This window comes from Streptomyces sp. LUP47B (assembly GCF_001746295.1).
Lineage (GTDB): Bacteria > Actinomycetota > Actinomycetes > Streptomycetales > Streptomycetaceae > Streptomyces.
In genome coordinates this window covers 134,860-156,353 of record NZ_MJAH01000018.1, presented here as the reverse complement: position 1 = coordinate 156,353, position 21,494 = coordinate 134,860, and the positions used below count along the sequence as shown (strand labels likewise).

The window sequence follows — 21,494 nt, the reverse complement described above, 5'->3', positions numbered from 1 at the left end:
AGGATTGTGCAAGTGCCAGCGAGCATCGTTCTAACGTTTCCGCTGGTCAAGCCGTTTGAATGGAATCAGCCCACTCCATCAACGCAGAAGAAGGTCTTCGATGATTGCCCAGTACGGATTCAACGCCGCCCTGACCGCCAGGCCCGGCATGGGCGACCGGCTGGTCGACCTGCTGCTGACCGGCCTGGACGAGGGCAGCCCCGGCGCGAGCGAACACTGCGTCGTCTACCTCGTCTCCCGGTCCACGTCCGCCCCCGACGTCGTCCACGTCACCGAGGGCTGGACCAGCGAGGAGGACCACCACCGGATCTTCGCCGGCGAGGCCGCCCAGGCCATCGTGACGCAGATCGAGGGACTGCTGGCCAAGGAGTCGCAGTACACCGACTACGTCCCGGTCCGTGGCAAAGCCGCCTTCTGAACCGCCGAACTCCCCGCACCCCAGCCGCTGCCGCTTCGGTGCCCGCCGAGGGGCGCCCTCCTCGCCCGACCGTCCCGCCACCACCCACGAAAGGCAACGCCGATGGCTACAGCACGACCCGCCCTCGACCCCGAACTGCGTGAACTACTGGCCGACATGCCGCTGATGTCCCAGCTCAGCCCCGAAGTGCTGGCGCAGGTACGCCCCTTCTCCTCGATGCCCGTCGAACCCCTCCTCGAAGGTCGCGCGATCCACCGGCGCGAGGTCACCGCTGCGAGTCCGGACGGCACCACTATCCCCTTGTCCGTCTTCAGCCCCGCGAACACCGATCGCACCACCACCGCACCCTGCGTCTACTGGATCCACGGCGGCGGGATGATCATGGGCGACCGCTTCTCACAGATCGACATCCCACTCGAGTGGCTCGACGCGTTCGGCGCCGTCGTCGTCTCCGTCGACTACCGGCTCGCGCCCGAGGCCTCAGGCATGATCCCGGTCGACGACTGCTACCAGGGACTGCTCTGGATTGCCGAACACGCCGCAGAACTGGGCATCGACCCCGCCCGGATCATCGTCGCAGGCGCCAGCGCGGGCGGCGGCCTCGCCGCCGGCGTCACCCTGCTCGCCCGCGACCTCGGCACCCCGACGATCGCCGCCCAAGTCCTGATCGGCCCCATGCTCGACCACCGCAACACCACCGCCTCCAGCCTCCAGTACTCGAACGAGCCCGGCGTCTGGACCCGCGAGATGAACGACTTCGGATGGCGCTGCCTCCTGGGCGACCTCACAGACGGCGAGGTACCCGCATACGTCTCCCCGGCCCTGGCCGACGACCTCGCAGGCCTTCCCACCACCTACATCGACACCGGCTCCGCCGAAGTCTTCCGCGACGAGGACACCGACTACGCCACCCGCATCTGGACGGCCGGCGGCCAGGCCGAACTCCACGTCTGGGCGGGCGGCTTCCACGGATTCGACGCTCTGTACCCGCAGGCACACATCTCGACCACGTCCCGCCGAACCCGCACCGACTGGCTCGCCCGAGTCCTGCGCACGGACCCCGCCGCATAGAGCTCGTAACGCGATCTCACTGAATTGCCCTCGTGCCGCATGACCGATGTGACGATTCAGCTGTTCGACGGGGGTGAGTTCTCGGCCGTGGATCGTGGACGACGAAGATATGGAAGGTGCGAGTCAGCGCCGCCTCAGCGACATGGAGTGGTCGCACTACATCGATGCGAGGTACGAACGGCGCGCAGGAGATGTCAGCGGTCGGCGATGTCCTCGCGGAGACCGTCGGAGAACTCCCACCATGACAGAGGAAGCCAGTCGCCGTTGACGAAGGCATCGACAGTCGCGCCTCGACCACGGACCGTGACGGTCGTTCCTGGCGGATAGATTGTGCCGGACAGACCTGGCACGGGGACAAGCAGGGTTCCCAGTCGCTGTGCTGACACTTCTCGCCCCTCCTCTCCATTCCTCGCGCGGCACGAGCAGTTTTTCACCTTGAGATTACCGACTTGCCCAATCGCGTAGGCCGGAGAAGCATGAGAGATGGGTCACGCGGAGAAGGGGTCAAGCGGGGCCGGAAATTTCCATCTCGATCAGAGGTGACAGCCATGAAGGCCGTCGTTTACAAGGGACCGTTCACTGTTGCGGTCGAAGATGTTGAAAAGCCCACCATCCAGCACCCGAACGACGTGATCGTACGGGTTACCTCCACCGCGATATGTGGCTCCGATCTACACATGTACGAGGGCCGCACTGCTGCGGAGCCCGGCATCGTCTTCGGCCACGAGAACATGGGAGTAATCGAAGACCTCGGACAGGGCGTCACCACGCTCAAGGAGGGCGACCGCGTGGTCATGCCCTTCAATGTCGCCTGCGGTTTCTGCATGAACTGCGTCGAGGGATATACCGGATTCTGCATCACCGTCAATCCCGGTTTCGCAGGCGGCGCTTACGGCTATGTGGCCATGGGGCCCTGGAAGGGCGGCCAGGCAGAGTACATACGCGTTCCGTACGCTGACTTCAACTGCCTGAAGCTTCCTCAGGGAAACGAGCACGAGACCGATTTCATCCTGCTCGCTGACATCTTTCCCACTGGCTATCACGGTTGTGAACTCGCGCAGGTCCGACCGGGCGAGAGTGTCGCGGTGTACGGCGCTGGTCCAGTTGGACTCATGGCCGCCTACTCGGCCCTGCTGCGCGGCGCGAGAAAGGTGTTCGTCGTGGACCGAGTCCCCGAGCGCCTACAGAAGGCCGAGGAAATCGGCGCAATCCCGATCAACTTCGCCGAGGGTGACCCGGTCGAGCAGATCGAGGAGCAGACCGACGGTATCGGCACGGACAAGGGCGTGGACGCCGTCGGCTACCAGGCGACGGCGCAGGGGACTGACAACGAGGAACCGGCGACCGTTCTGAACTCGCTAATCCGCACCGTCCGACCCACCGGAGCGCTCGGCGTGCCCGGACTCTATGTCCCGTCCGATCCTGGAGGCCCGGACGAGCAGGCCAAGCAAGGCATGCTCCTCGTCGCGATCGGCAGGCTCTTCGAGAAGGGCCTGCGGATGGGTACGGGCCAGTGCAACGTGAAGCGTTACAACCGGTTCCTGCGAGACATGATCATCGATGGCAGGGCGAAGCCCAGTTTCGTCGTCTCCCACGAACTTCCCCTGGACCAGGCATCGTCGGCCTACAACAAGTTCGACAAGCGGATCGAGGGCTTCACGAAGGTGGTGCTGCACCCGTAGCACTGCGGATCGGCGCCAGCCTCGCGCACGGATGCGGTGACGTCGTGCCTGAAGACACTGCAGGCCAGGCGGCGAGAGGAGAACGAACTGGCCGGCGTGCTGCCCGCACCCGATGCCACCCTGCACACCGCGGAACTGGCCGACGGCGCCTCCGCTGCCGTCATCGTCTCCCGCGCCGCCGACCGGGCCGCCTTCGTAGCCGCGGACCTGCCCGCTCTGAGCGCAGACAAGATCTACGAACTCTGGTAGGCGGCCCCCTCGGGCGACCTCCGCCCAGTCGGCCTCCTGCAGGGGACGGCGATCAAGCCTCGCGGCGATCTGGAGCGGCCCGGAGCAGGACAGGTCGGGGCAGGGCCTGCTTACGCCGCACACGGAAGAGACTGTCGTGCTCTACGTCAGCCGGGCCCAGCCGGAGGTGACCGTCCAAGGCAGGAGGATGTCCTCTCAGCGAATCTCCGCGGCGAGCGTCGCGATCAGTTCGCGGGTCCGGTGCTTGGAGGCAATCAGTTCCTCGCGGTTGTCCCCGATCGGAAGCAGGCGCACCGAGAGGTCGGTGGCGCCCGCGTCGGCGAAGCGGCGCAGACGGGACAGAATCGCCTTCTCGTCGCCCACCGCGCACAGGTCGCCGATGTCGCGGGCCTCGCCCTGCTCGAGAAGGCGCTGGTAGTTGGGGGAAATCTCGGCCTCGCCGAGAATGCGGTTCGCGCGCTCGCGGGCTTCGTCGACCCGCGAGGGCTCGCACAGACAGACGGGGACACCGGCCACGATACGCGGGGCGGGGCGGCCGGCGGCTTCGGCGGCCTTCGTGATGCGGGGAACGACGTGGTCGGCGATGGCGCGCTCGTCGGCCATCCAGAGGACTGTGCCGTCCGCGCGTTCGCCGGCGAGACGCAGCATGACCGGCCCCAGTGCGGCGACGAGGACGGGCAGTGGGGTCACCGGCCCGAAGTCGAGCGGGTTGTGGACGTTGAAGGTGGGGTTCTCGACGTCGACCGGACCGGGGGCCGCGCGTGCCGCGTCGAGGACGTCGAGGTAGTCGCGGGTGAGGCCGGCAGGCTTCTCGTACGGCAGGCCGAGCATGTCGCGGATCACCCAGTGGTGCGAGGGGCCGACGCCAAGGGCGAGCCGGCCGCCGGTGGCCGCGTGGGCGGAAAGCGCCTGGCGGGCCAGGGCGATCGGGTGCTGTGCCTGCAACGGCACCACAGCGGTGCCCAATTCGATCCGGGTGGTACGCGTGCCCATGAGGGTCACAGCGGTCAGCGCGTCGAAGTCGGTGGGGATCTGCGGGACCCACACCGTGTCGAGTCCCGCCGCTTCGGCCCACGCGACATCGTCGAGCATCCGGGCGGCTTTGCGGGCGCTGTCACCGCGCTCGGGGCCGATCATCACGCCTGTGCGCACGGTATGTCCTCCTGCTGGTTCGGAGCCGTCGCCGCGGACCTGTGCCGCGCGCAGGGGGCGGCTCACACGGCCCGGTCGGACGGGGCGGGTGACGCGGCACCCCCGAGGCCCAGAGCCGCCGCGTCCGCCTGGGCTGCCAACTTGCGCATCTTGTGGACGAGTTCGTCCAGTGGCACGCCCGTCGGGAACACCGCGGCCGCCCCCGCGTCAAGGAGCCGGGGTACGTCGCCCGCCGGGACGGTGCCGCCCACGACGACCGCGATGTCCTCGGCGCCCGCGGCACGCAGTGCTTGCACCGTGCGGCGGGTCAGGGCCAGATGGGCGCCGGACAGGATGCTCAGTCCGATCACCGCAACGTCCTCCTGGACCGCGGTGGCGACGATGTCGTCGATGCGCTGACGGATGCCGGTGAAGATGACCTCGAAGCCTGCGTCGCGCAGCGCACGGGCGACGATCTTCGCCCCTCGGTCGTGTCCGTCGAGTCCGGGTTTGGCGACGAGGATGCGGGCGCCGGCCATCAGTACACCACCGGCTGCCGGAACTCGCCCCACACGTCCTTCAGCGCGGTCACCATCTCTCCGACGGTGCAGTACGCGAGGGCACAGTCGACGAGCAGGGGCATGAGGTTGTCCGTCCCTTCGGCAGCGCGGGCCAGCGCGGCGAGTGAGCCCCGTACGGCGGAGGGGTCGCGTTCCGTCTTGACCCTGGCGAGCCGGTCGAGCTGCAATTGGCGCCCCTTGGCGTCGAGTTCGTAGGTGGCGATTTCCGGCGCGGGTTCGTCGGAGACGAAACGGTTGACGCCCACGACCGGCCGCTCGCCCGACTCGGTCGCCTGGTGGATGCGGTACGCCTCGTCCGCGATGAGGCCTTGCAGATAGCCGTCCTCGATGGCGCGGACCATGCCGCCGTGGGCGTCGAGGTCGTCCATGATCTCGACGATGCGGTCCTCGGTGGCGTCGGTGAGGGCTTCGACGAAGTACGAGCCGCCGAGCGGGTCGGCGACGCGCGTGACACCGGTCTCGTGGGCGAGGATCTGCTGGGTGCGTAGGGCCAGGGTGGCCGACTCCTCGCTGGGCAGGGCGAACGGCTCGTCCCAGGCCGCCGTGAACATCGACTGCACGCCGCCGAGCACGGAAGCGAGCGCCTCGTAGGCGACGCGCACGGTGTTGTTGCGGGCCTGCGGCGCGTACAGGGAGGCTCCTCCCGCCACGCAGCCGAAGCGGAACATCGCGGCCTTGTCGCTTTCCGCCCCGTAGCGCTCGCGCACGATCGTGGCCCAACGTCTGCGTCCGGCGCGGTACTTGGCGATCTCCTCGAAGAAGTCGCCGTGCGTGTAGAAGAAGAAGGAGACCTGCGGCGCGAACTGGTCGATGGTCATCCGGCCGCGCGCGAGGACCGTGTCGCAGTACGTGACGCCGTCGGCCAGCGTGAACGCCATTTCCTGCACAGCGTTGGCTCCCGCGTCGCGGAAGTGCGCTCCGGCGACCGAGATCGCGTTGAATCTCGGCACCTCGGCGGCGCAGAACTCGATGGTGTCCGCGATCAGGCGCAGGGACGGATCTGCGGGCCAGATCCAGGTGCCGCGCGAGGCGTACTCCTTGAGAATGTCGTTCTGGATGGTGCCGGTGAGCTTCTCCCGCGGCACGCCCTTGCGTTCTGCCGCCGCCACGTAGAAGGCGAGGAGGATCGCGGCGGTGCCGTTGATCGTGAAGCTGGTGCTGATCCGGTCGAGCGGTATCCCGTCGAAGAGCACCTCGGCGTCCGCGAGGGTGTCGACGGCGACACCGACCCGGCCCACTTCCTCGGCCACCTCGGGGTCGTCGGAGTCGTATCCGCACTGGGTGGGCAGGTCCAGGGCCACGGACAGACCGGTGCCTCCCTGGTCGAGGAGGTAGCGATAACGCCGGTTGGACTCTTCGGCGGTGCCGAATCCCGAGTACTGGCGCAGAGTCCACAGGCGGCCCCGGTAACCGGTCGCGTAATTGCCGCGGGTGAAGGGATAGCTGCCCGGCGGGGGCGGCTCGGCACCACGGTCCTGCGGTCCGTAGACCGGCTTGAGCGGGATGCCCGACAAGGTGTGCGAGGAGGCGTCCATCGGTGGATACGTTACTTGCGACATACGAGAATGCCAATACCGTTATCGAGAATAAGAGAACAGATCAGCGAGTGACAGCTTCACGCAGAGGGCTGTCGGCGGCCTCAGCACTCGCTCTACCCTTGCCGGATGAACTGGGAGAACGCAGGTTTCCTCGACTGGGAGGGCACGACCCTGTCAGCGGCACGGGTGGCCGCCGCCGACGCCGGTCTGCTGCCGGGCCCGGAGGGAGTGCCAGGTCGGGTGCTGCACCTTCTGGATCTCGATCGGTGGCACGCCGCCGGTGACACGGAGATCGCCCGGTGCGCCACGGCTGTACGGGGGATGCTGCCGATGGTCGTCGGCGTGGCCCGGCACACGCCGCCGCAGCGCCTCGCCCCGCTGCTCGACGCCCTGACCCTGACCTTGGCCGGGCCCGATGTCGTCGCCGAACGTCCGGAGTTGGTACCGGTTGCGCACGTCGGGGAGGCGCACGACCAGCTCGAGGAGGCTGTCGCGCACCGGCTCGGGGCGGCCCTGGCCCTCGGGCACCTGCTGCGGCAGACGGCCTGCCTCGACACGGTGCGGGGTCTCGCGGCGGAGGCCGCCGTGTACTCCATGCTGCTCGGCGGACCTGAGTTCGCGCGTTGGATCGCCGAGCGCCCGGCTCCGCGCCCCGCCGCTCCGGTGCGGCCACTCGTACGGGCGACGCGCGACGGCGGAGTGCTCACGATCGAGCTGGACCATGCGGAGCGGCGCAACGCGCTGTCGACCCTGATGCGCGAGGAGTTGTACGCGGCGTTGGAAGCGGCGGTGTGGGATGCCGGCATCGAGCGGGTCGAACTCCAGGGCGCGGGGCCGGCGTTCTGCAGCGGCGGCGATCTGGCCGAGTTCGGCTCCGCTCGCGACCCCGTGGCGGCGTACGTCGTCCGGCTCGATCGTGCGCCGTGGCGCCTCCTGGACGCGGTGCGCGACCGGGTCCGGGTGCGGGTGCACGGGCCCGTGATCGGTGCGGGCCTCGAACTCGCCGCGTTCGCGGGCCTGGTGACGGCGGCGGCCGGTACGCGCTTCCGCCTCCCCGAGCTGTCGATGGGGCTGATTCCAGGAGCCGGAGGCACGGTCAGCGTCACCCGCCGGGTGGGCCGGTGGCGGGCGGCGTGGCTGATGCTGACCGGGCAGGAAATCGGCGCGGGGACGGCATTGCGGTGGGGATTGGTGGACGAGGTGGCGGGGCTCGACGCGGCCACAGTACGAGTAAGCCGGATGGTCCACGGTGCGCCGCATGGCTGAACTCCCGGGCGGCTCCGTCCTTTTCCGATCCGTGGAAGTGGCGCCCGGTCACCAGGGCGACTGCCGCGTACGGGGCGGGCGCATCGTCGCCCTCGCGCCCCGCCTGCGGGCCGCACCGGGTGAGAACGTGGTGGACGGCGGCGATGGCGCCCTGCTCCCGGGCCTCGCCGATCACCATCTGCATCTGACCGCGATGGCCGCGCAGGCCGCGTCCGTCGATCTGTCGGGCCGAACGGCCCCCACACTCGGCCCGACAATCCGCGGCGCGGCCCCCGGTCCGGACGGCTGGATCCGAGCGACTGGCTACGACGACGGCGCACACGGCCCACTGGACAGGGAGATTCTCGACACCTGGGCCGCCGGGCGGCCAGTGCGGGTGCAGCACCGTTCGGGCGCCCTGTGGGTGGTCAACTCCGCAGCTCTGCAACGCCTCGGCGCCGACTCGGCCGCCGCGCCACCCGGGGTCGAGCGGGACGGCTCCGGCCGTGCGACGGGACGGCTCTGGCGTGTGGACGGCTGGCTGCGCGAACGCATCGGCGCCCGTCCGCCCTCCCTCACCGCCATCGGCGCCCGGCTGGCCGCCTTCGGGATCACCCACGTCACGGACGCGACCCCCGATTCAGCCGCCGTGCCCGTACTGGCCGGTGCACTGCACCGGGGCGAGCTGCCCCAGTACGTCACGTCCTTGGCCGCGCACCGACCTACAGCTGTCAGCCACCCACGGCTGCGGCTCGGCGCCCGCAAGCTGGTGGTCGCCGACCATGAGCTGCCGGAACTCGCCGCCCTCGTAAGGGAGATATCCGCATCCCATGCCGCGCGCCGCCCCGTCGCCGTGCACTGCGTGACGCCCGCCGCGCTCGCCCTCACACTCGCCGCACTCGACGAAGCCGGACATCACGCCGGCGACCGCATCGAGCACTGCGCCCTCGCGGATACCGCGGCCGTCCGCGAACTCGCCGCACGCCGGCTGCGCGTGATCACACAACCGACGTTCATCACCCGGCGGGGCGACGCCTACCTGGAACGCACCCCGCCCGCGGAACACGGCGACCTTTGGCGATACGGAAGCCTGCTGCGCGCCGGCGTCACCACGGCCCCCGGCAGCGACGCCCCGTACGGCGATCCTGATCCGTGGGCCTGTCTGCGAGCGGCCAGGGACCGGACGACACCCTCAGGACGAGTCCTGGCACCGGGCGAACGGACTTCACCGGCACGGGTGCTGCGCGGCATGCTGTCCCGTCCCTGCGACCCCGGCGGCCCGCCTCGCCGACTCACCACGGGGGCGCGCGCCGATCTCGTCCTGCTGCACGTACCCCTCGATGAGGCCCTGCGTCACCTGGACCCGGCTCTGGTGCGGGCCACATATGTCGGAGGCCGGGCGGTGTACGGCCCCGTGCCCCCGCGTTGACGTGGTCCTGCGCTCACCGTTCACCGGCGTGACGCCGCCACCTCGTCAAGGACCCTCACGGTGTCCGCCCCCAACTCCGGCGCAGTCCCCCGTGGTCGAGGTGGCAGCGGTGACCATACGGCGTGTGTCTGCCGCAGCCGTGGGCAGTGGACGCTCCAGGCACCGTTGTCGCCGTGCAGTGAGTGAGCCGCCGGCGGTGGGCCGCCGGTGAAGGCCGCGACGACCTCCCTCATCGCCACGTCGATCAGGTGACCGCCACCGGCCGCGAGGGAGGCGAGTGCTCCGAGCCCAGCCACAAGACCGGTGAGCGGGTCGGCGACGGCGTCGGCGCAGAACACCGGCTCGCCGCCCGTCCAGCCGACGAGGCCGCCCGCCACTGCGGCGTCGTCCCCGAAAGCCACCCGGTCGGGGTGGGCACGGCCGTAACCGGTGATGGCGAGCCAGACCTTGCCCGGGCGGTGTTTCCGTTGTTCCGGGGCCACCCCCAGCTGCTGCAGTGCGCGTGGGCGGGAGGCCTCGATGACCACGTCGGCGGCGTCGATCAGGGCCGCCAGGGCGGTGCGGCCCTCGCGGGTGGTGAAGTCGACGGCGACGCTTTCGTGCCCGGCGTGCAGCCAGTCGTAGAAGAGGCGCTTGCCGTTCCGCGTGCCGTCGGGGCGACGGGTGCTCTCCACCTTGATCACGCGCGCACCGGCCTGGTGCAGCAGGTCTGCACACAAGGGTCCGGCCCAGAGCGAGGAGAGGTCGACGACCAGTGGGCGGCGGCCGGGCACCGGGCCTGCCGAGGGCGCTATACGTTTGACCTGCCAGGGAGTTGGAGGGACCGATGGTGCGGGCGGGAGCCCCGCGGCCGGGATACCGAGCATCTGGGCGCGCTCCGCGAGGTCCCCCGCCGGCATGCGCCGCACGGCCCGGGTGAGTGCTCGCCAGGAGTCGTCCACGTCGGTGCGTCCCAGGAGTGCCGGGAGCAGTTCGAGGTCGTCGGCGCGGCTGAGGGAGACAACGCACCATCCGTCCGCCGCCCGCAGCAGCCGGGTCGCCCCACCCGCGGACAGGCGACCGTGCCGGGTCAGCCCCAGTGCGCCCGCGCGCCCGGTGAGCAGGGCCAGGGGGTCCACACGGACCGGGTGGGCGAGGGCGGCTCCCAGAGGCTGGAGTGCGCAAGCGGCGGCCCGCAGCAACGGGACGGCGCTCGCCGGGGAGAGCACGGGCGGGCCGGAGGCGTGACCGGTCAGGGACATGGCGCCGGACGCGGCCCAGTCCCGGCAGGGGCAGTCGACCGTCCCGGTCGGGATCGGCGGAGCGGCCAGGGTCGACGGACGGGGCGATATCGTCGGACGGGTCGGGGCCGGCGGCCCGGGTGCGTCGTCGATCGTGGCCAGCCAGCGCCGTACGGTCGACGGCCCGTCGCCGCCGGCCCGCGTGTGGTCGTTCACAGCCCCAGCGACTTCGCGACGATCACCTTCATGACCTCGCTGGTACCCCCGTAGATCCGCGTGATCCGGGCGTCGGTGTACAGCCGGGCAATCGCCTGCTCCTGCATATAGCCGTATCCGCCGAAGAGTTGGAGGCACCGGTCGACCGCCCGCGCCTGCACCTCGGTGCAGAACAGCTTCGTCTTCGCCGCGTCCGGACCGGACAGGTCACCCGCGACCAGGGCGAGGACAGCCCGGTCGAGCATCGCCTGGGCGGCCTCGATCTCCGTGGCCACGGCGGCGAGTTCGAACTTCGTGTTCTGGAAGGACGCGACCGGCTTCCCGAAGGCCGTGCGTTCCTTGACGTAGGCGATGGTCGTCTCCAGGGCGGCGGCGGCTTGTGCGACCGAACCGACGGCGACCGTGAGGCGCTCCTGAGGCAGGTTGTGGCCGAGGTAGCCGAATGCGGCGCCCTCTTCGCCCAGCCGGTTCGCCACGGGCACGCGGACGTCGCCGAAGGCCAGCTCGACGGTGTCCTGCGCTTTGATGCCGATCTTCTCCAGGGTGCGGCCGCGGGTGAAGCCGGGCATGCCGTCCTCGACGACGAGCAGGGTGAGGCCGGCCCGCCGGTCGTCGGGGTCGGTCGACGTACGTGCCACGACGATCACCAGGTCGGCGAGGAGACCGCCCGTGATGAAGGTCTTGGCACCGTTGACGAGGTAGTGGTCTGCGTCGCGTACGGCGGTGGTGCGGATGCCGGCAAGGTCGGAGCCGGTGCCGGGTTCGGTCATGGCGATGGCGGTGAGGAGACTTCCGGTGGCCAGGCCCGGGAACCAGCGCTCGCGCTGTTCGTGGTTCGCGTACGCGAGGAAGTACGGGAGGATGACGTCGAGTTGGGTGCGTACGGTGCCCAGCGTCACCAGGACACGGGCGGCCTCCTCCTGGAGCACCACGTTGTAGCGGTAGTCGGCGACGCCCCCTCCCCCGCATTCCTCGGGGATCGCGAAGCCGAGCAGCCCCAGTGAGCCGAGCTTGTGGAACACCTCGCGCGGCAGCTGCCCGGCCTTCTCCCAGTCGGAGTAGTGCGGGACGACCTCCTTGGCGATGAAGTCGCGGGCAAGTTCGCGGAACGCTTCGTGGTCGGGGGTGAAGAGGTCGCGGCGCATGGTTCCGGTCCCCTTCAGTGGGCGGCGAGTTCGACGACGGTGGCGTTGGCGGTGCCGCCGCCTTCGCACATGGTCTGCAGTCCGTAGCGGATGCCGTTCTCGCGCATGTGGTGGATCATCCGGGTCATCAACACGGCGCCGGATGCGCCGAGCGGATGGCCCAGGGCGATGGCGCCGCCGAGCGGATTGAGCAGGCGGGGGTCGGCGCCGGTCTCGGCGAGCCAGGCGAGAGGTACGGGCGCGAAGGCCTCGTTCACCTCGTACACCCCGATGTCGGTGAGGGCGAGGCCCGCCTTGCGGAGCACCTTCTCCGTGGCGGGGATCGGACCGGTGAGCATCAGTACGGGGTCGGCGCCGACGACCGCACCCGCCCGGTACCGGACCAACGGGGTCAGGCCCAGCTCACGGGCCTTGTCCGGTGTCGTCACCAGGAGTGCAGCCGCGCCGTCCGAGATCTGGGAGGCGTTGCCCGCGTGAATCAGGCCGCCCTCGCTGAAGGACGGCCTGAGGGAGGCGAGCTTTTCGACGCTGGTGGTGCGGCGTACGCCTTCGTCCGCGCTCACCGTCGCGCCCTGCGCGGCCACCGGGACGATCTGGCGGTCGAACGCGCCGGCGTCCTGCGCGGTCGCGGCACGCGCATGCGACAGGGCGGCGAACTCATCGGCCTGGGCACGCGTGATGCCCCACTTCTGCGCGATCTTCTCCGCGGATACACCTTGGTTGAAGTCGAATCCGTCGTAGCGGGCCAGTACTTGCGGGCCGTACGGCTGCCCACCCGCCCTCGCGGCGCCCAGCGGCACCCGGCTCATGACCTCCACGCCGCCGGCGACGACCACGTCCATCTGCCCGGACAGGACGGCCTGCACGGCGAAGTCCAGAGCCTGCTGACTGGAGCCGCACGCACGGTTGACCGTGGTGCCGGGCACGGACTCGGGCCACCCCGCCGCAAGGACCGAATAGCGGGCGATGTTGGCCGACTGGTCGCCGATCTGTCCCACGCAGCCCCACACCACGTCGTCCACCACGGCCGGATCGATACCGGTGCGGTCGACGAGTGCGCCCAGGACCACGGCGGAGAGGTCGGCGGCGTGGACGGCGGACAGGCCTCCGCCCCGCTTGCCCGCGGGGGTGCGGACCGCCTCGACGATCACTGCTTCAGGCATCGCGGGCTTCCTCCGTTGACTTGGTGACGGGCGCGACGGCGGACGCGGGTACGGCCCAGGCCCCCGTGAAGACAGGTGCGCGTTTCTCGGCGAAGGCCGCGTAGGCCTCGGGGGCGTCCGCCGTCGCGAAGTTGACCGCCTGCGCGCGTGCCTCCGCGGAGAGGGCCTCGCGCAAGGTGTGGCCCATGCCCTCGTTGAGTAGGGCCTTGCTCTGGGCGAGTGCGATCGCGGGTCCCTGGGCGAGGCGGACGGCGAGCTCCTCGACGTAGCCGTCGATCTCCTCCTCGGGCACCACCCACGTCACGAGCCCCAGGGCATGGGCCTCTTCCGCGTCTATCGTCTCCGCGAGCAGCGCGAGCCGCTTGGCCTGCTGCAATCCGACGTGCCGGGGCAGCAGCCAGGAGCCGCCGAGGTCGAGGGAGAGGCCGCGCCGCGCGAAGATCTGCGAGAACCGGGCACCCGGAGAGGCCACGACGAGGTCGCAGCCGAGAGCGAGGTTCCAGCCCGCTCCGACGGCGACCCCGGTGACCTTGGCGATGGTGGGCACAGGCAAATCGTGCAGCAGCAACGCCACATCGGTCAGGGTCCGCATCCGGTGCAGGGGGTGGGTGTCGGGACGGGCGCTGCTGAGATCGGCGCCCGAACAGAACGCTCCCCCGGCACCCGTGAGCACCAGGGCCCCTACGGACCGGTCCTCGCCGACCGCCACGAGCGCGTCGTGCAGCGCGGACCAGAGGACGGTGTCCAGGGCGTTCTTGCGGTGCGGGCGGTTGAGGGTGAGGGTGCGGATGCCCTCGGGGGTGTCGTGGGTCAGCAGAACGGGGGTGGTTCCGTTCCGGGCCTCGTACGCCGTCACGCAGGCCCCCTGACCTCGGGGGCTCCCCCGATCACCCCGGCCTCCCGCAGCGCGGCGATCTCCCCCGCACTCAGGCCGAGTTCGCCGAGCACCGACTCCGTGTGCTCGCCGAGTCCCGGTACCGCGCCCATCCGCGCCTCGTAGCCGGAGATGACCGGTGGCGGCAGCAACGCCGGGATCTCGCCCGCCGGGGTGGCCACGCCGCGCCAGCGGTCGCGGGCGGCGAGCTGCGGGTGGGCGTTGACGTAACTCGGGGTGTTGTAGCGGGAGTTGCCTATACCGGCCCGGTCGGCGCGGTCCTGGACCGTGCTCAGGTCGTGGCGGGCGCACCAGACTGCGATCTCCTTGTCGAGGAGTTCACGGTGGGCGCACCGGCCGGTGTTGGTTCGGAAGCGGTCGTCGGCGGCGAGGTCGGGCCGCTGGATCAACTCCGTGGCCAGACGCTGCCACTCACGGTCGTTGGTCGTGCCGAGGACGACGGTCTGGCCGTCGGCGGTGCGGTACGCCCCGTACGGCGCGACGGCCGGGGAACTCATGCCGAGCGGGTCGGGTTCCAGGCCCGAGTGCCGGGTGTACGTGAGCGCGTAGCCCATGAGCTCGGTCATCGTGTCGAAGAGGCTGACGGCCACCGAAGGCGCGGGGTCACAGCCGGCTCCGCGTGCCCCGTCGAGCCCGGGCCCCCGTTCCCCGTCGAGCCCGGATCCGCGCCCCTCGTACAGCAGCGCCACGATGCTCAGCGCCGCGTACAGGCCGGTCGTGGTGTCGGCGACCGGCGGTCCCGGCTTCGCGGGGGCGCCGGGATGCCCGGTGATCGAGCAGGCGCCGGACTCGGCCTGGACGAGAAGGTCGTACGCGCGTTTGTGGGAGAGCGGGCCGCCGGGGCCGTAGCCGTCGATCTCCACACCGATGACGCCGGGATGGCGGGCGGCGAGGTCGCCGGGCGCCACACCGAGACGGGCCGTGGTGCCCGGGGTGAGGTTGGAGACCAGGACGTCGGCCCGGCCGAGCAGCCGGTGCAACAGGTCCAGGCCCGGCTCGGTCTTCAGGTCGAGGGTGACCGACTCCTTGCCTCGGTTGGCCCACACGAAATGCGCGCCGAGTCCGCCCACCACGTCGTCGTAGTGACGGGCGAAGTCACCGCCGCGCGGGTTCTCGACCTTGATGACACGGGCCCCGAGGTCGGCGAGCGTGCGGGTGCACATGGGGGCGGAGACCGCCTGTTCCAGAGCGACGACGGTGACGTCCGCAAGCGGTCCCCGCCCTCCCTGTCCCCGCCTCCCGGTTCCGGGCATCAGATCACCAGGCCGCCGTCGACAGGCAGGACCTGCCCGGTGACGAACGACGCGGCGTCGGAGGCGAGGAAGACGAAGGCCGGGGCGACTTCCTCCGGCTCGGCCCACCGGCCCATGGGGATTCGGGCGAGCATGGGCCCGGCGAACTTCTCGTGCGTGCGGATGGTTTCCGTCATCGGCGTGGCGGCCAGCGGTGCCACGGCGTTGACCGTGATCTGCTTCCGCGCCAGCTCGCGGGCGAGCGACTTGGTCATCCCGATGATCCCGGCCTTCGCGGCCGAGTAGTTGACCTGGCCGAGCGTGCCGGTGAGCCCGGCGGACGAGGTCACGTTGATGACGCGTCCGCCACCGCCCACGGGCAGGAACGGCAGCGCGGCCTGCGCGCACCGGAACGCGCCCATCACATGGATGTCGACGAGCCGCGTGACGCTGTCCTCGGTGAGGTCCGCGAACATGGCCGGCGCGGTGACACCGGCGTTGTTCACGAGGATGTGGAGCCGGCCGTCGGCGAGTTGGGCGGCCCGCGCGCAGGCGGCGTCGGCGGCTGCCCGGTCCCGTACGTCGAGAACCGCGCTCTCCGCCTTTCCGCCTCCGGCGCGGATCCTCTCGGCCCTCGCCTCGGCCGCCACGCCGTCGAGGTCCGTGACCAGCACGGTGGCGCCGGCCCGGGCGAGTGCCTGCGCCACGGCGGCTCCGATGCCCGCCGCGGCGCCGGTGACGAGAGCTGAACGGCCGGTGAGGGCAAAGGGGTTGGCGGCGTCCGCCACGGTGCGACCTCCTGGGTGCGGCGAGGAAAGTGCTACGACGGGCTGCTGGCCGATCGGCCGGTCGACGGCGTGTGAGCCGATCGGGCTACTTCGACGCGGCGGCGACCGCCCGCTGCGCCCGCTCCCGGTACCCGGCGAGCTTCTCGGCGGGCGCGACGACCCGGTGGCTGCGCGACTGGACGCTCACGTCGTGCCCGGCCGCCGCCGCCCGCAGCGCACCCACCGTCGCCTGCTCGCGCGGCACATGCGAGAAGGGGTCGAAGGAGAACCAGCGCATGGCGTTCGCGTACGTCATCTTGTTGATCTCGTCGTCCGGCACCTGACAGGCCTCCATGACCCCGCCCAGCTCCTCGGGCGCGCCGGGCCACATGGAGTCGCTGTGCGGGTAGTCGGCCTCCCAGCAGATGTTGTCGATGCCGATGTCGTGCCGCAGCCGCACGCCCAGCGGGTCGCTGATGAAGCAGGTCAGGAAGTGCTCGCGGAAGACCTCGCTCGGCAGCTTTCCGCCGAAGTCCTGCAACGTCCAGGTGGAGTGCATCTCGAACGTCCGGTCGACACGCTCGAGGAAGTACGGGATCCATCCGGTGCCGCCCTCGGACAGTGCGATCTTCAGGTCCGGGTAGTCCTTGACGGGCTTGGACCAGAGCAGGTCGGCCGCGGCGGTGACGATGTTCATCGGCTGCAGCGTGATCATCACGTCCGGCGGGGAGTCGGCGGCCGGGATGGTGAGCCGGCCCGAGGAGCCGATGTGCACGGACATCACGGTGTCGGTGTCGACGAGGGCCTTCCACAACGGGTTCCAGTACGGGTCGTGGAAACTGGGATACCCGAGGGCGGCCGGGTTCTCGGTGAAGGTGAGCGAGTGGCAGCCCTTGGCGGCGACCCTCCGCACCTCGGCCGCGCACAGCTCCGCGTCCCAGATCGCCGGCAGCGCCATCGGGATGAAGCGGCCAGGGTAGGCGCCGCACCACTCGTCGATGTGCCAGTCGTTGTACGCGCGCACCAGGGCGAGGGAGAAATCGGGGTCCTCGGTGGCGAACAGGCGGGCTGCGAAGCCGGGGAACGAGGGGAAGTTCATCGAGGCGAGCATGCCGCCCGCGTTCATGTCCTTGATGCGTTCCTGCACGTCGTAACAGCCGGGCCGGATCTCGTCGAGACCCTGCGGCTCCATGCCGTACTCCTCCTTCGGCCGCCCGGCCACCGCGTTGAGCGCGGCGTTCGGGATGACCGTGTCGCGGAAGGTCCACACGTCGGTGCCGTCGTCCCGGTGCACCAGGCGCGGGGCGTCGTCGCGGTACTTCTTCGGCAGGTGGTTCACGAACATGTCGGGCGGCTCGATGATGTGGTCGTCGACGCTGATCAGGATCATGTCGTCCCGGTGCATGACGGGCCTCCAAGCGCGTGCATACGCATGAGTACGAAGGTGTACGGGGCGGGCTCAGTCGGACGCGGGCAGCGGCTTGGCCGCCTTGATCTCCATCACCGTGCCGTCGCAGGCGAGCGGCCCCCTGCCCGCGGCGGTGCACAGCAGCTCCAGGGAGCCGGCGGCGTCGACATAGCGCTTGCCGATGAGAGTGCCGGCGTTCTGGGTCGCGGGCGCGGCTGTGGCCGCGGCCGCCGCTTCGGCCGCCGGCACCATCGGCTCACCTCCGCAGGTGAGCCGCGGACGGGCGTCGGCCTGCGCCTTCACCACGACCACACGGGTACCGCAGACGGTGCTGGCCAGTTGCGCTCCGGGGCGCAGCCCCAGGGCCGGTGACGTCATGCCGACTTCCCTTCCCCTGCCGGACAGGATTCCCCTCTCAGCAAACGGAAACTATCTTCTCCTCATCCGCGAATCAACCATTCGGACGCAACATTGCGCGATACGCCGGGCGTTTCCGCCACGCACACCCGACTCGGCCCCCGGTTTGCGCGTTGACGCCACACCACCCACGTGGAACCCTGAAGAGGACCGCCGAGAACAGCATTCTCACGTTCGAGAACGGAGCGAACAGGTGACCTCACCCCGCCAGACCGACGACCTCATGGAGATCCACCAGCTCCTGGCCCGCTACGCGGTGACGATCACCCAGGGTGATATCGACGGCCTGCTCGAGGTGTTCACCGAGGACGGGACGTACAGCGCCTTCGGCGAAACCTACCCGCTCTCCGACTTCCCCGCGCTGGTCGCCGCCGCACCCAAGGGGCTGTTCCTCACCGGCACCGCACTGGTGGAGCCGGCCGGGGACAGCGCCACGGGCACCCAGCCGCTCTGCTTCGTCGATCACGCCACCCACGAGTTGCGCATCGGCTACTACAACGACACCTACCGGCGCACGGAACGCGGCTGGCGGCTGCGCACCCGCGCGATGACCTTCATCCGCCGCAGCGGCGCCCACGACTCCGGGCGTCCGCACGCGTTCGACCCGGCGGGCGCGTGAACGCCCGCGAAAGCCGCGCGACCGAACAGCGCCGGACGGCCGCGGAGATCCACACGGCCGCCGAGGAGCGCACGACCGCTCAGTTCCGCGCCGACCTGACCGCTTGGCTCGACGCACACGACCTGACACCGGATCCCTCCGACCGCTCCCTGGACGCCCAGGTGGCTCAACTGGCCCGCGTGCGAAGGGCGTTGTACGAGGCCGACTGGATGCGCCACGGCTGGCCCGCGTCCGTCGGCGGGCTCGGCGGACCCGCCGTCCTGCGGGCCGTGCTCGGCGAGGAGGTGGCCACCCGCGGCCTCGCGGAGCCCGGCATCTACTCCATGGTCGAAGTGCTCGCCCCGACGATGATCTCGTACGCCTCGCCCCAACTGGCCGCCCAAATGGTCCCGTTGCTGCTCAGCGGCCGCGAGCAGTGGTGTCAGGGCTTCTCCGAACCGGGCTCCGGCAGCGATCTCGCCTCGCTCGCCACCCGCGCCCGGCCGCTCGGCGACGACTGGGTGGTCTCCGGCCAGAAGGTGTGGACGAGCCTCGCCCAGTACGCCGCCCGATGCGTACTGCTCACGCGGACGGGAGAGCCCGGCCACGGCGGCATCACCGCCTTCTTCGTCGACATGGACTCCCCGGGCATCACGGTCCGTCCCCTCCGCACGATGCACGGCGTCGACGAGTTCGCCGAGGTCTTCTTCGACGAAGTGGTGGTGCCCGGCGCACGGATGCTCGGCCGGCCGGGCGACGGCTGGCGCCTGGCGATGGACCTGCTGCCGCACGAGCGTTCCACCTGCTTCTGGCACCGCATCGCCCACCTGTACACGCGCCTGGACCGTCTCATCGAGGAGTGCCGCACCCCCGACGACGCGGCCGTCGGCGAGGCCTATCTGGCCCTGCACACCACGCGCTGCCGGTCCCACGCCACGCAGCGGCGGCTCGCGGGAGGTGCGGCGCTCGGTCCGGAGACCTCGGTCGACAAGGTCCTTCTTGCCACCGCCGAACAGCAACTGTTCGACACCGCACGGGACTTGCTCCCGGGTACCGTCGAGCTCACGGACGCGGACGACACCTGGCGCACCGAGTTCCTGTACTCGCGCGCCGCCACCATCTACGGCGGCACCGCCGAGGTGCAGCGCAACATCGTCGCCCGGCGGCTGCTCGACCTCGGCAAGGAGTGAACCCGGGATGAGCACTGCCACAACCGAGTTGGACCTGCTCGCCGAGGCCCTGCGCAAGACGATGACCGACCACACGGGCGCGGCCCTGGATGCCGCACTCGACGGCATGGACTGGCGGGACATGCTCACCGAACTGCCGTATGAGACGGTTCCGCTGGTCTTCCGTCTGCTCGGCGAGACGGGCGCGCACGCCTCCGTGCTCAACGACGTGGTGCTCCACGAGGCGGGCCGCCCGCTGGGCGGCAGCGTGCCCCTTCCCTACGCCGGCGGTTCCCAGGTGGTCTGGGAGCGCGGCACCGATCTCACGCCCGCCGATGCACTGGACCAGGAGCTGCCCTGGCGTCTCACCCCCACAGGGACCGACGCGCCGCCTCTCGCCGCGGGCCGCCGAGCCCTGGCCTGGTGGCTGACCGGGACGGCCCGCGCGATGCTCGCCCTGGCCCGTCAACACGCCGTGCACCGAGCGCAGTTCGGTCGCCCGATCGCCTCCTTCCAGGCCGTACGCCACCGTCTGGCGGAAACCCTGATCGCGATCGAGGGCGCCGAAGCGGCTCTGACCGTGGCGGACGACGACCACGGCGACCTGAGCTCCCTGCTCGCCAAGGCCGCCGCGGGCCGCGCGGCCCTGGCCGCCGCCCGCCATTGCCAGCAGGTCCTCGGCGGCATCGGCTTCACCGCCGAGCACGCCCTGCACCGGCACGTACGGCGGGCGTACGCGCTGGACGGACTGCTCGGCAGCGCACGGGAGCTGACCCGCGAGGCGGGCGCCAGGATCCGAAGCGAAGGCAGGGCCACGCGGATCGCGCAGCTGTGAGAATCTCGCCGATCGCCCCATTGCCGGGAGCCACTCGGATCGCCCGTGTGCAAGGACGACCCGCGCGGCCCGCCCCGCTCAGGCGTTGAAGCGACAGGCCCCTGCCTTCGCACGGTACACGTTGTACGCCGCACCGCCCGAGCTGTCGTCCCGTACACACCGCTCGCCGTCCGGGACGCTCACCGGCTTGCCCTGCGTCGGCACCCCGATGTCGGCGTCGGTGTTGTACGGCACGGTCACCGCCGGGATGTCGGGCCCGAGTGCAGCGCACCGCTCACGACGACCACATTTCCGCGCGCTTTAAGGCGGTTGACTTCACCCATCCCCCATGCTTCGATTCTCGTCGTACGGAAATGTCATTCTCACAGCACGCAACAACCCTCTCGCACGGGTGGTGTCGTGGTGCAACTTTCCGTGAAGGAGCGGATCCTGCTGGCCGCGGAGCGTCTTTTCGCCGAGCGCGGCCTCGACGGGGCCTCCCTGCGACAGATCAGCGCGGCCGCCCACAACGGCAACAACACGGCGGTGCAGTACCACTTCGGCTCGAAGGAGCGCCTGATCCAGGCGATCTTCGAATACCGCCTACGGGATCTCAACGAACGCCGCGCCGCCCTGATCGCCGGCCGGCGTCCGCAGGATCTGCGCACCTGGGTGGAGTGCCACATCGTCCCGGTGCTCGAACAGGGCGAACGGGAGGGCAGCCACTACCTCAGCTTCGTGGCGAAACTCCAGCAGCACGGCCGGCGGGACGTCCTCGACCGGCTCGCACCCGAACTGCTCGCGCCGACGCACGTCTTCCGCGAGCGGGCCGGGGCGCTGCTGCCGCACCTGCCGGAGCCGCTGCGCGGCCACCGCATCGCCCACGCGATGGCGTTCAGCGTGTACGCCGGGGCCGAGCGCGAGCAGAGCCGGGCCCGTGACGAGGAGGTACTGCCGTACGCCGTCCACGTCGGCGATCTCCTCGACGGCCTGGTCGGGTTCCTGCAGGCGCCGGTGTCCTCGGTCACCGCGTCGGCCCTGGCGGCGGCCGGGGCGCGTGAGATCGCGCTACCCGTCCACCCCTAGGCCCTCGCACCACTTCACCC

Annotated in this window: 23 protein-coding genes; 10 read left to right on the top strand and 13 right to left on the bottom strand. The window is 70.5% G+C overall.

Annotated features, from left to right (window positions below; translation table 11 throughout):
• Positions 1-100: 100 nt before the first annotated feature.
• Positions 101-418, top strand: coding sequence for a putative quinol monooxygenase (locus tag BFN33_RS40445; protein ID WP_069765204.1), 318 nt, complete (start codon positions 101-103; stop codon positions 416-418).
• A gap of 102 nt (positions 419-520) precedes the next feature.
• A complete protein-coding gene (locus BFN33_RS40440; RefSeq protein ID WP_069765203.1) occupies positions 521-1,489 on the top strand; it encodes an alpha/beta hydrolase in 969 nt (322 codons plus the stop codon).
• Positions 1,490-1,683: 194 nt separating this feature from the next.
• Here the strand turns inward: BFN33_RS40440 and BFN33_RS54870 are convergent, their stop codons facing one another.
• Positions 1,684-1,875 carry a hypothetical protein gene (locus BFN33_RS54870; protein ID WP_079072041.1) on the bottom strand — a complete coding sequence of 64 codons (192 nt, stop codon included), beginning with the start codon at positions 1,873-1,875 and terminating at the stop codon, positions 1,684-1,686.
• A 162-nt stretch (positions 1,876-2,037) separates the two neighbouring features.
• Between BFN33_RS54870 and BFN33_RS40435 the strand changes: the two genes are divergently transcribed.
• Positions 2,038-3,171 carry a glutathione-independent formaldehyde dehydrogenase gene (locus tag BFN33_RS40435; protein ID WP_069765202.1) on the top strand — a complete coding sequence of 378 codons (1,134 nt, stop codon included), beginning with the start codon at positions 2,038-2,040 and terminating at the stop codon, positions 3,169-3,171.
• Between the two features lie 36 nt (positions 3,172-3,207).
• Positions 3,208-3,420, top strand: coding sequence for an anti-sigma factor domain-containing protein (locus BFN33_RS40430; protein ID WP_069765201.1), 213 nt, complete (start codon positions 3,208-3,210; stop codon positions 3,418-3,420).
• A 195-nt stretch (positions 3,421-3,615) separates the two neighbouring features.
• Here BFN33_RS40430 and BFN33_RS40425 read toward each other — a convergent pair whose 3' ends face one another.
• The 3 genes from BFN33_RS40425 to BFN33_RS40415 all read right to left on the bottom strand — a co-directional run bounded on the left by BFN33_RS40425 (position 3,616) and on the right by BFN33_RS40415 (position 6,691).
• Positions 3,616-4,572, bottom strand: a complete 957-nt coding sequence (locus BFN33_RS40425; protein ID WP_069765200.1) for an LLM class F420-dependent oxidoreductase — start codon at positions 4,570-4,572, stop codon at positions 3,616-3,618.
• A 62-nt stretch (positions 4,573-4,634) separates the two neighbouring features.
• Positions 4,635-5,090 carry a cobalamin B12-binding domain-containing protein gene (locus BFN33_RS40420; RefSeq protein ID WP_069765199.1) on the bottom strand — a complete coding sequence of 152 codons (456 nt, stop codon included), beginning with the start codon at positions 5,088-5,090 and terminating at the stop codon, positions 4,635-4,637.
• The gene (locus BFN33_RS40415; RefSeq protein ID WP_256123005.1) at positions 5,090-6,691 is read right to left on the bottom strand and encodes a methylmalonyl-CoA mutase family protein; all 1,602 of its coding nucleotides are present in this window, start codon (positions 6,689-6,691) and stop codon (positions 5,090-5,092) included. The genes BFN33_RS40420 and BFN33_RS40415 overlap by 1 nt, the downstream gene beginning before the upstream one ends.
• 105 nt (positions 6,692-6,796) lie before the next feature.
• Here BFN33_RS40415 and BFN33_RS40410 point away from each other — a divergent pair, with 105 nt between their 5' ends.
• Together BFN33_RS40410 and BFN33_RS40405 are read left to right on the top strand one after the other, a co-directional pair.
• Positions 6,797-7,936, top strand: coding sequence for an enoyl-CoA hydratase/isomerase family protein (locus BFN33_RS40410; protein ID WP_069765197.1), 1,140 nt, complete (start codon positions 6,797-6,799; stop codon positions 7,934-7,936).
• On the top strand, positions 7,929-9,344 hold the full coding sequence (locus tag BFN33_RS40405) for an amidohydrolase family protein (protein WP_069765228.1): 1,416 nt from the start codon (positions 7,929-7,931) through the stop codon (positions 9,342-9,344). Before BFN33_RS40410 ends, BFN33_RS40405 begins: the two co-directional genes overlap by 8 nt.
• A 20-nt stretch (positions 9,345-9,364) precedes the next feature.
• On the opposite strand, the gene BFN33_RS40400 is transcribed toward BFN33_RS40405, so the two are convergent.
• The 8 genes from BFN33_RS40400 to BFN33_RS40365 form a co-directional block, all read right to left on the bottom strand.
• On the bottom strand, positions 9,365-10,780 hold the full coding sequence (locus BFN33_RS40400; RefSeq protein ID WP_069765196.1) for a CoA transferase: 1,416 nt from the start codon (positions 10,778-10,780) through the stop codon (positions 9,365-9,367).
• Positions 10,777-11,925, bottom strand: coding sequence for an acyl-CoA dehydrogenase family protein (locus tag BFN33_RS40395; protein ID WP_069765195.1), 1,149 nt, complete (start codon positions 11,923-11,925; stop codon positions 10,777-10,779). Before BFN33_RS40395 ends, BFN33_RS40400 begins: the two co-directional genes overlap by 4 nt.
• A 14-nt stretch (positions 11,926-11,939) precedes the next feature.
• Entirely contained in the window at positions 11,940-13,088 is a 1,149-nt protein-coding gene (locus BFN33_RS40390) for a thiolase family protein (protein ID WP_069765194.1), read from the bottom strand.
• Positions 13,081-13,944: an enoyl-CoA hydratase/isomerase family protein gene (locus BFN33_RS40385; protein WP_069765193.1), complete on the bottom strand. Its 864-nt coding sequence runs from the start codon at positions 13,942-13,944 to the stop codon at positions 13,081-13,083. Before BFN33_RS40385 ends, BFN33_RS40390 begins: the two co-directional genes overlap by 8 nt.
• Positions 13,941-15,236 (bottom strand): CaiB/BaiF CoA-transferase family protein, encoded by a 1,296-nt coding sequence (locus BFN33_RS40380; protein ID WP_069765192.1) that lies wholly within the window; start codon positions 15,234-15,236, stop codon positions 13,941-13,943. The genes BFN33_RS40385 and BFN33_RS40380 overlap by 4 nt, the downstream gene beginning before the upstream one ends.
• Positions 15,236-16,003 carry an SDR family NAD(P)-dependent oxidoreductase gene (locus BFN33_RS40375; protein ID WP_069765191.1) on the bottom strand — a complete coding sequence of 256 codons (768 nt, stop codon included), beginning with the start codon at positions 16,001-16,003 and terminating at the stop codon, positions 15,236-15,238. Before BFN33_RS40375 ends, BFN33_RS40380 begins: the two co-directional genes overlap by 1 nt.
• Positions 16,004-16,088: 85 nt before the next feature.
• Positions 16,089-17,387, bottom strand: coding sequence for an amidohydrolase family protein (locus BFN33_RS40370; RefSeq protein WP_069765190.1), 1,299 nt, complete (start codon positions 17,385-17,387; stop codon positions 16,089-16,091).
• Between the two features lie 54 nt (positions 17,388-17,441).
• On the bottom strand, positions 17,442-17,768 hold the full coding sequence (locus BFN33_RS40365; RefSeq protein WP_069765189.1) for a hypothetical protein: 327 nt from the start codon (positions 17,766-17,768) through the stop codon (positions 17,442-17,444).
• Between the two features lie 232 nt (positions 17,769-18,000).
• Between BFN33_RS40365 and BFN33_RS40360 the strand changes: the two genes are divergently transcribed.
• Genes BFN33_RS40360 through BFN33_RS40350 form a run of 3 tightly spaced genes read left to right on the top strand, consistent with a single transcriptional unit; the run spans position 18,001 to position 20,409 of the window.
• A complete protein-coding gene (locus BFN33_RS40360) occupies positions 18,001-18,426 on the top strand; it encodes a nuclear transport factor 2 family protein (protein WP_256123004.1) in 426 nt (141 codons plus the stop codon).
• The gene (locus BFN33_RS40355) at positions 18,423-19,595 is read left to right on the top strand and encodes an acyl-CoA dehydrogenase family protein (protein WP_256123003.1); all 1,173 of its coding nucleotides are present in this window, start codon (positions 18,423-18,425) and stop codon (positions 19,593-19,595) included. The genes BFN33_RS40360 and BFN33_RS40355 overlap by 4 nt, the downstream gene beginning before the upstream one ends.
• Before the next feature lie 7 nt (positions 19,596-19,602).
• Positions 19,603-20,409 (top strand): acyl-CoA dehydrogenase family protein, encoded by an 807-nt coding sequence (locus tag BFN33_RS40350; protein WP_069765188.1) that lies wholly within the window; start codon positions 19,603-19,605, stop codon positions 20,407-20,409.
• A gap of 78 nt (positions 20,410-20,487) precedes the next feature.
• On the opposite strand, the gene BFN33_RS53470 is transcribed toward BFN33_RS40350, so the two are convergent.
• Positions 20,488-20,649, bottom strand: coding sequence for a hypothetical protein (locus BFN33_RS53470; protein ID WP_176742596.1), 162 nt, complete (start codon positions 20,647-20,649; stop codon positions 20,488-20,490).
• A 159-nt stretch (positions 20,650-20,808) separates the two neighbouring features.
• Between BFN33_RS53470 and BFN33_RS55290 the strand changes: the two genes are divergently transcribed.
• A complete protein-coding gene (locus tag BFN33_RS55290) occupies positions 20,809-21,474 on the top strand; it encodes a TetR/AcrR family transcriptional regulator (RefSeq protein WP_069765187.1) in 666 nt (221 codons plus the stop codon).
• The last annotated feature ends 20 nt before the right edge of the window (positions 21,475-21,494 follow it).

What these genes read in the sequence shown, in the direction of transcription:
- BFN33_RS40445 (WP_069765204.1), top strand. Translation starts at nt 101, where the DNA reads ATGATTGCCCAGTACGGATTCAACGCCGCCCTGACCGCCAGGCCCGGC.
- BFN33_RS40440 (WP_069765203.1), top strand. Translation starts at nt 521, where the DNA reads ATGGCTACAGCACGACCCGCCCTCGACCCCGAACTGCGTGAACTACTG.
- BFN33_RS40435 (WP_069765202.1), top strand. Translation starts at nt 2,038, where the DNA reads ATGAAGGCCGTCGTTTACAAGGGACCGTTCACTGTTGCGGTCGAAGAT.
- BFN33_RS40420 (WP_069765199.1), bottom strand. Translation starts at nt 5,090, where the DNA reads ATGGCCGGCGCCCGCATCCTCGTCGCCAAACCCGGACTCGACGGACAC.
- BFN33_RS40415 (WP_256123005.1), bottom strand. Translation starts at nt 6,691, where the DNA reads ATGTCGCAAGTAACGTATCCACCGATGGACGCCTCCTCGCACACCTTG.
- BFN33_RS40410 (WP_069765197.1), top strand. Translation starts at nt 6,797, where the DNA reads ATGAACTGGGAGAACGCAGGTTTCCTCGACTGGGAGGGCACGACCCTG.
- BFN33_RS40405 (WP_069765228.1), top strand. Translation starts at nt 7,929, where the DNA reads ATGGCTGAACTCCCGGGCGGCTCCGTCCTTTTCCGATCCGTGGAAGTG.
- BFN33_RS40395 (WP_069765195.1), bottom strand. Translation starts at nt 11,925, where the DNA reads ATGCGCCGCGACCTCTTCACCCCCGACCACGAAGCGTTCCGCGAACTT.
- BFN33_RS40390 (WP_069765194.1), bottom strand. Translation starts at nt 13,088, where the DNA reads ATGCCTGAAGCAGTGATCGTCGAGGCGGTCCGCACCCCCGCGGGCAAG.
- BFN33_RS40380 (WP_069765192.1), bottom strand. Translation starts at nt 15,236, where the DNA reads ATGCCCGGAACCGGGAGGCGGGGACAGGGAGGGCGGGGACCGCTTGCG.
- BFN33_RS40370 (WP_069765190.1), bottom strand. Translation starts at nt 17,387, where the DNA reads ATGCACCGGGACGACATGATCCTGATCAGCGTCGACGACCACATCATC.
- BFN33_RS40365 (WP_069765189.1), bottom strand. Translation starts at nt 17,768, where the DNA reads ATGACGTCACCGGCCCTGGGGCTGCGCCCCGGAGCGCAACTGGCCAGC.
- BFN33_RS40350 (WP_069765188.1), top strand. Translation starts at nt 19,603, where the DNA reads ATGAGCACTGCCACAACCGAGTTGGACCTGCTCGCCGAGGCCCTGCGC.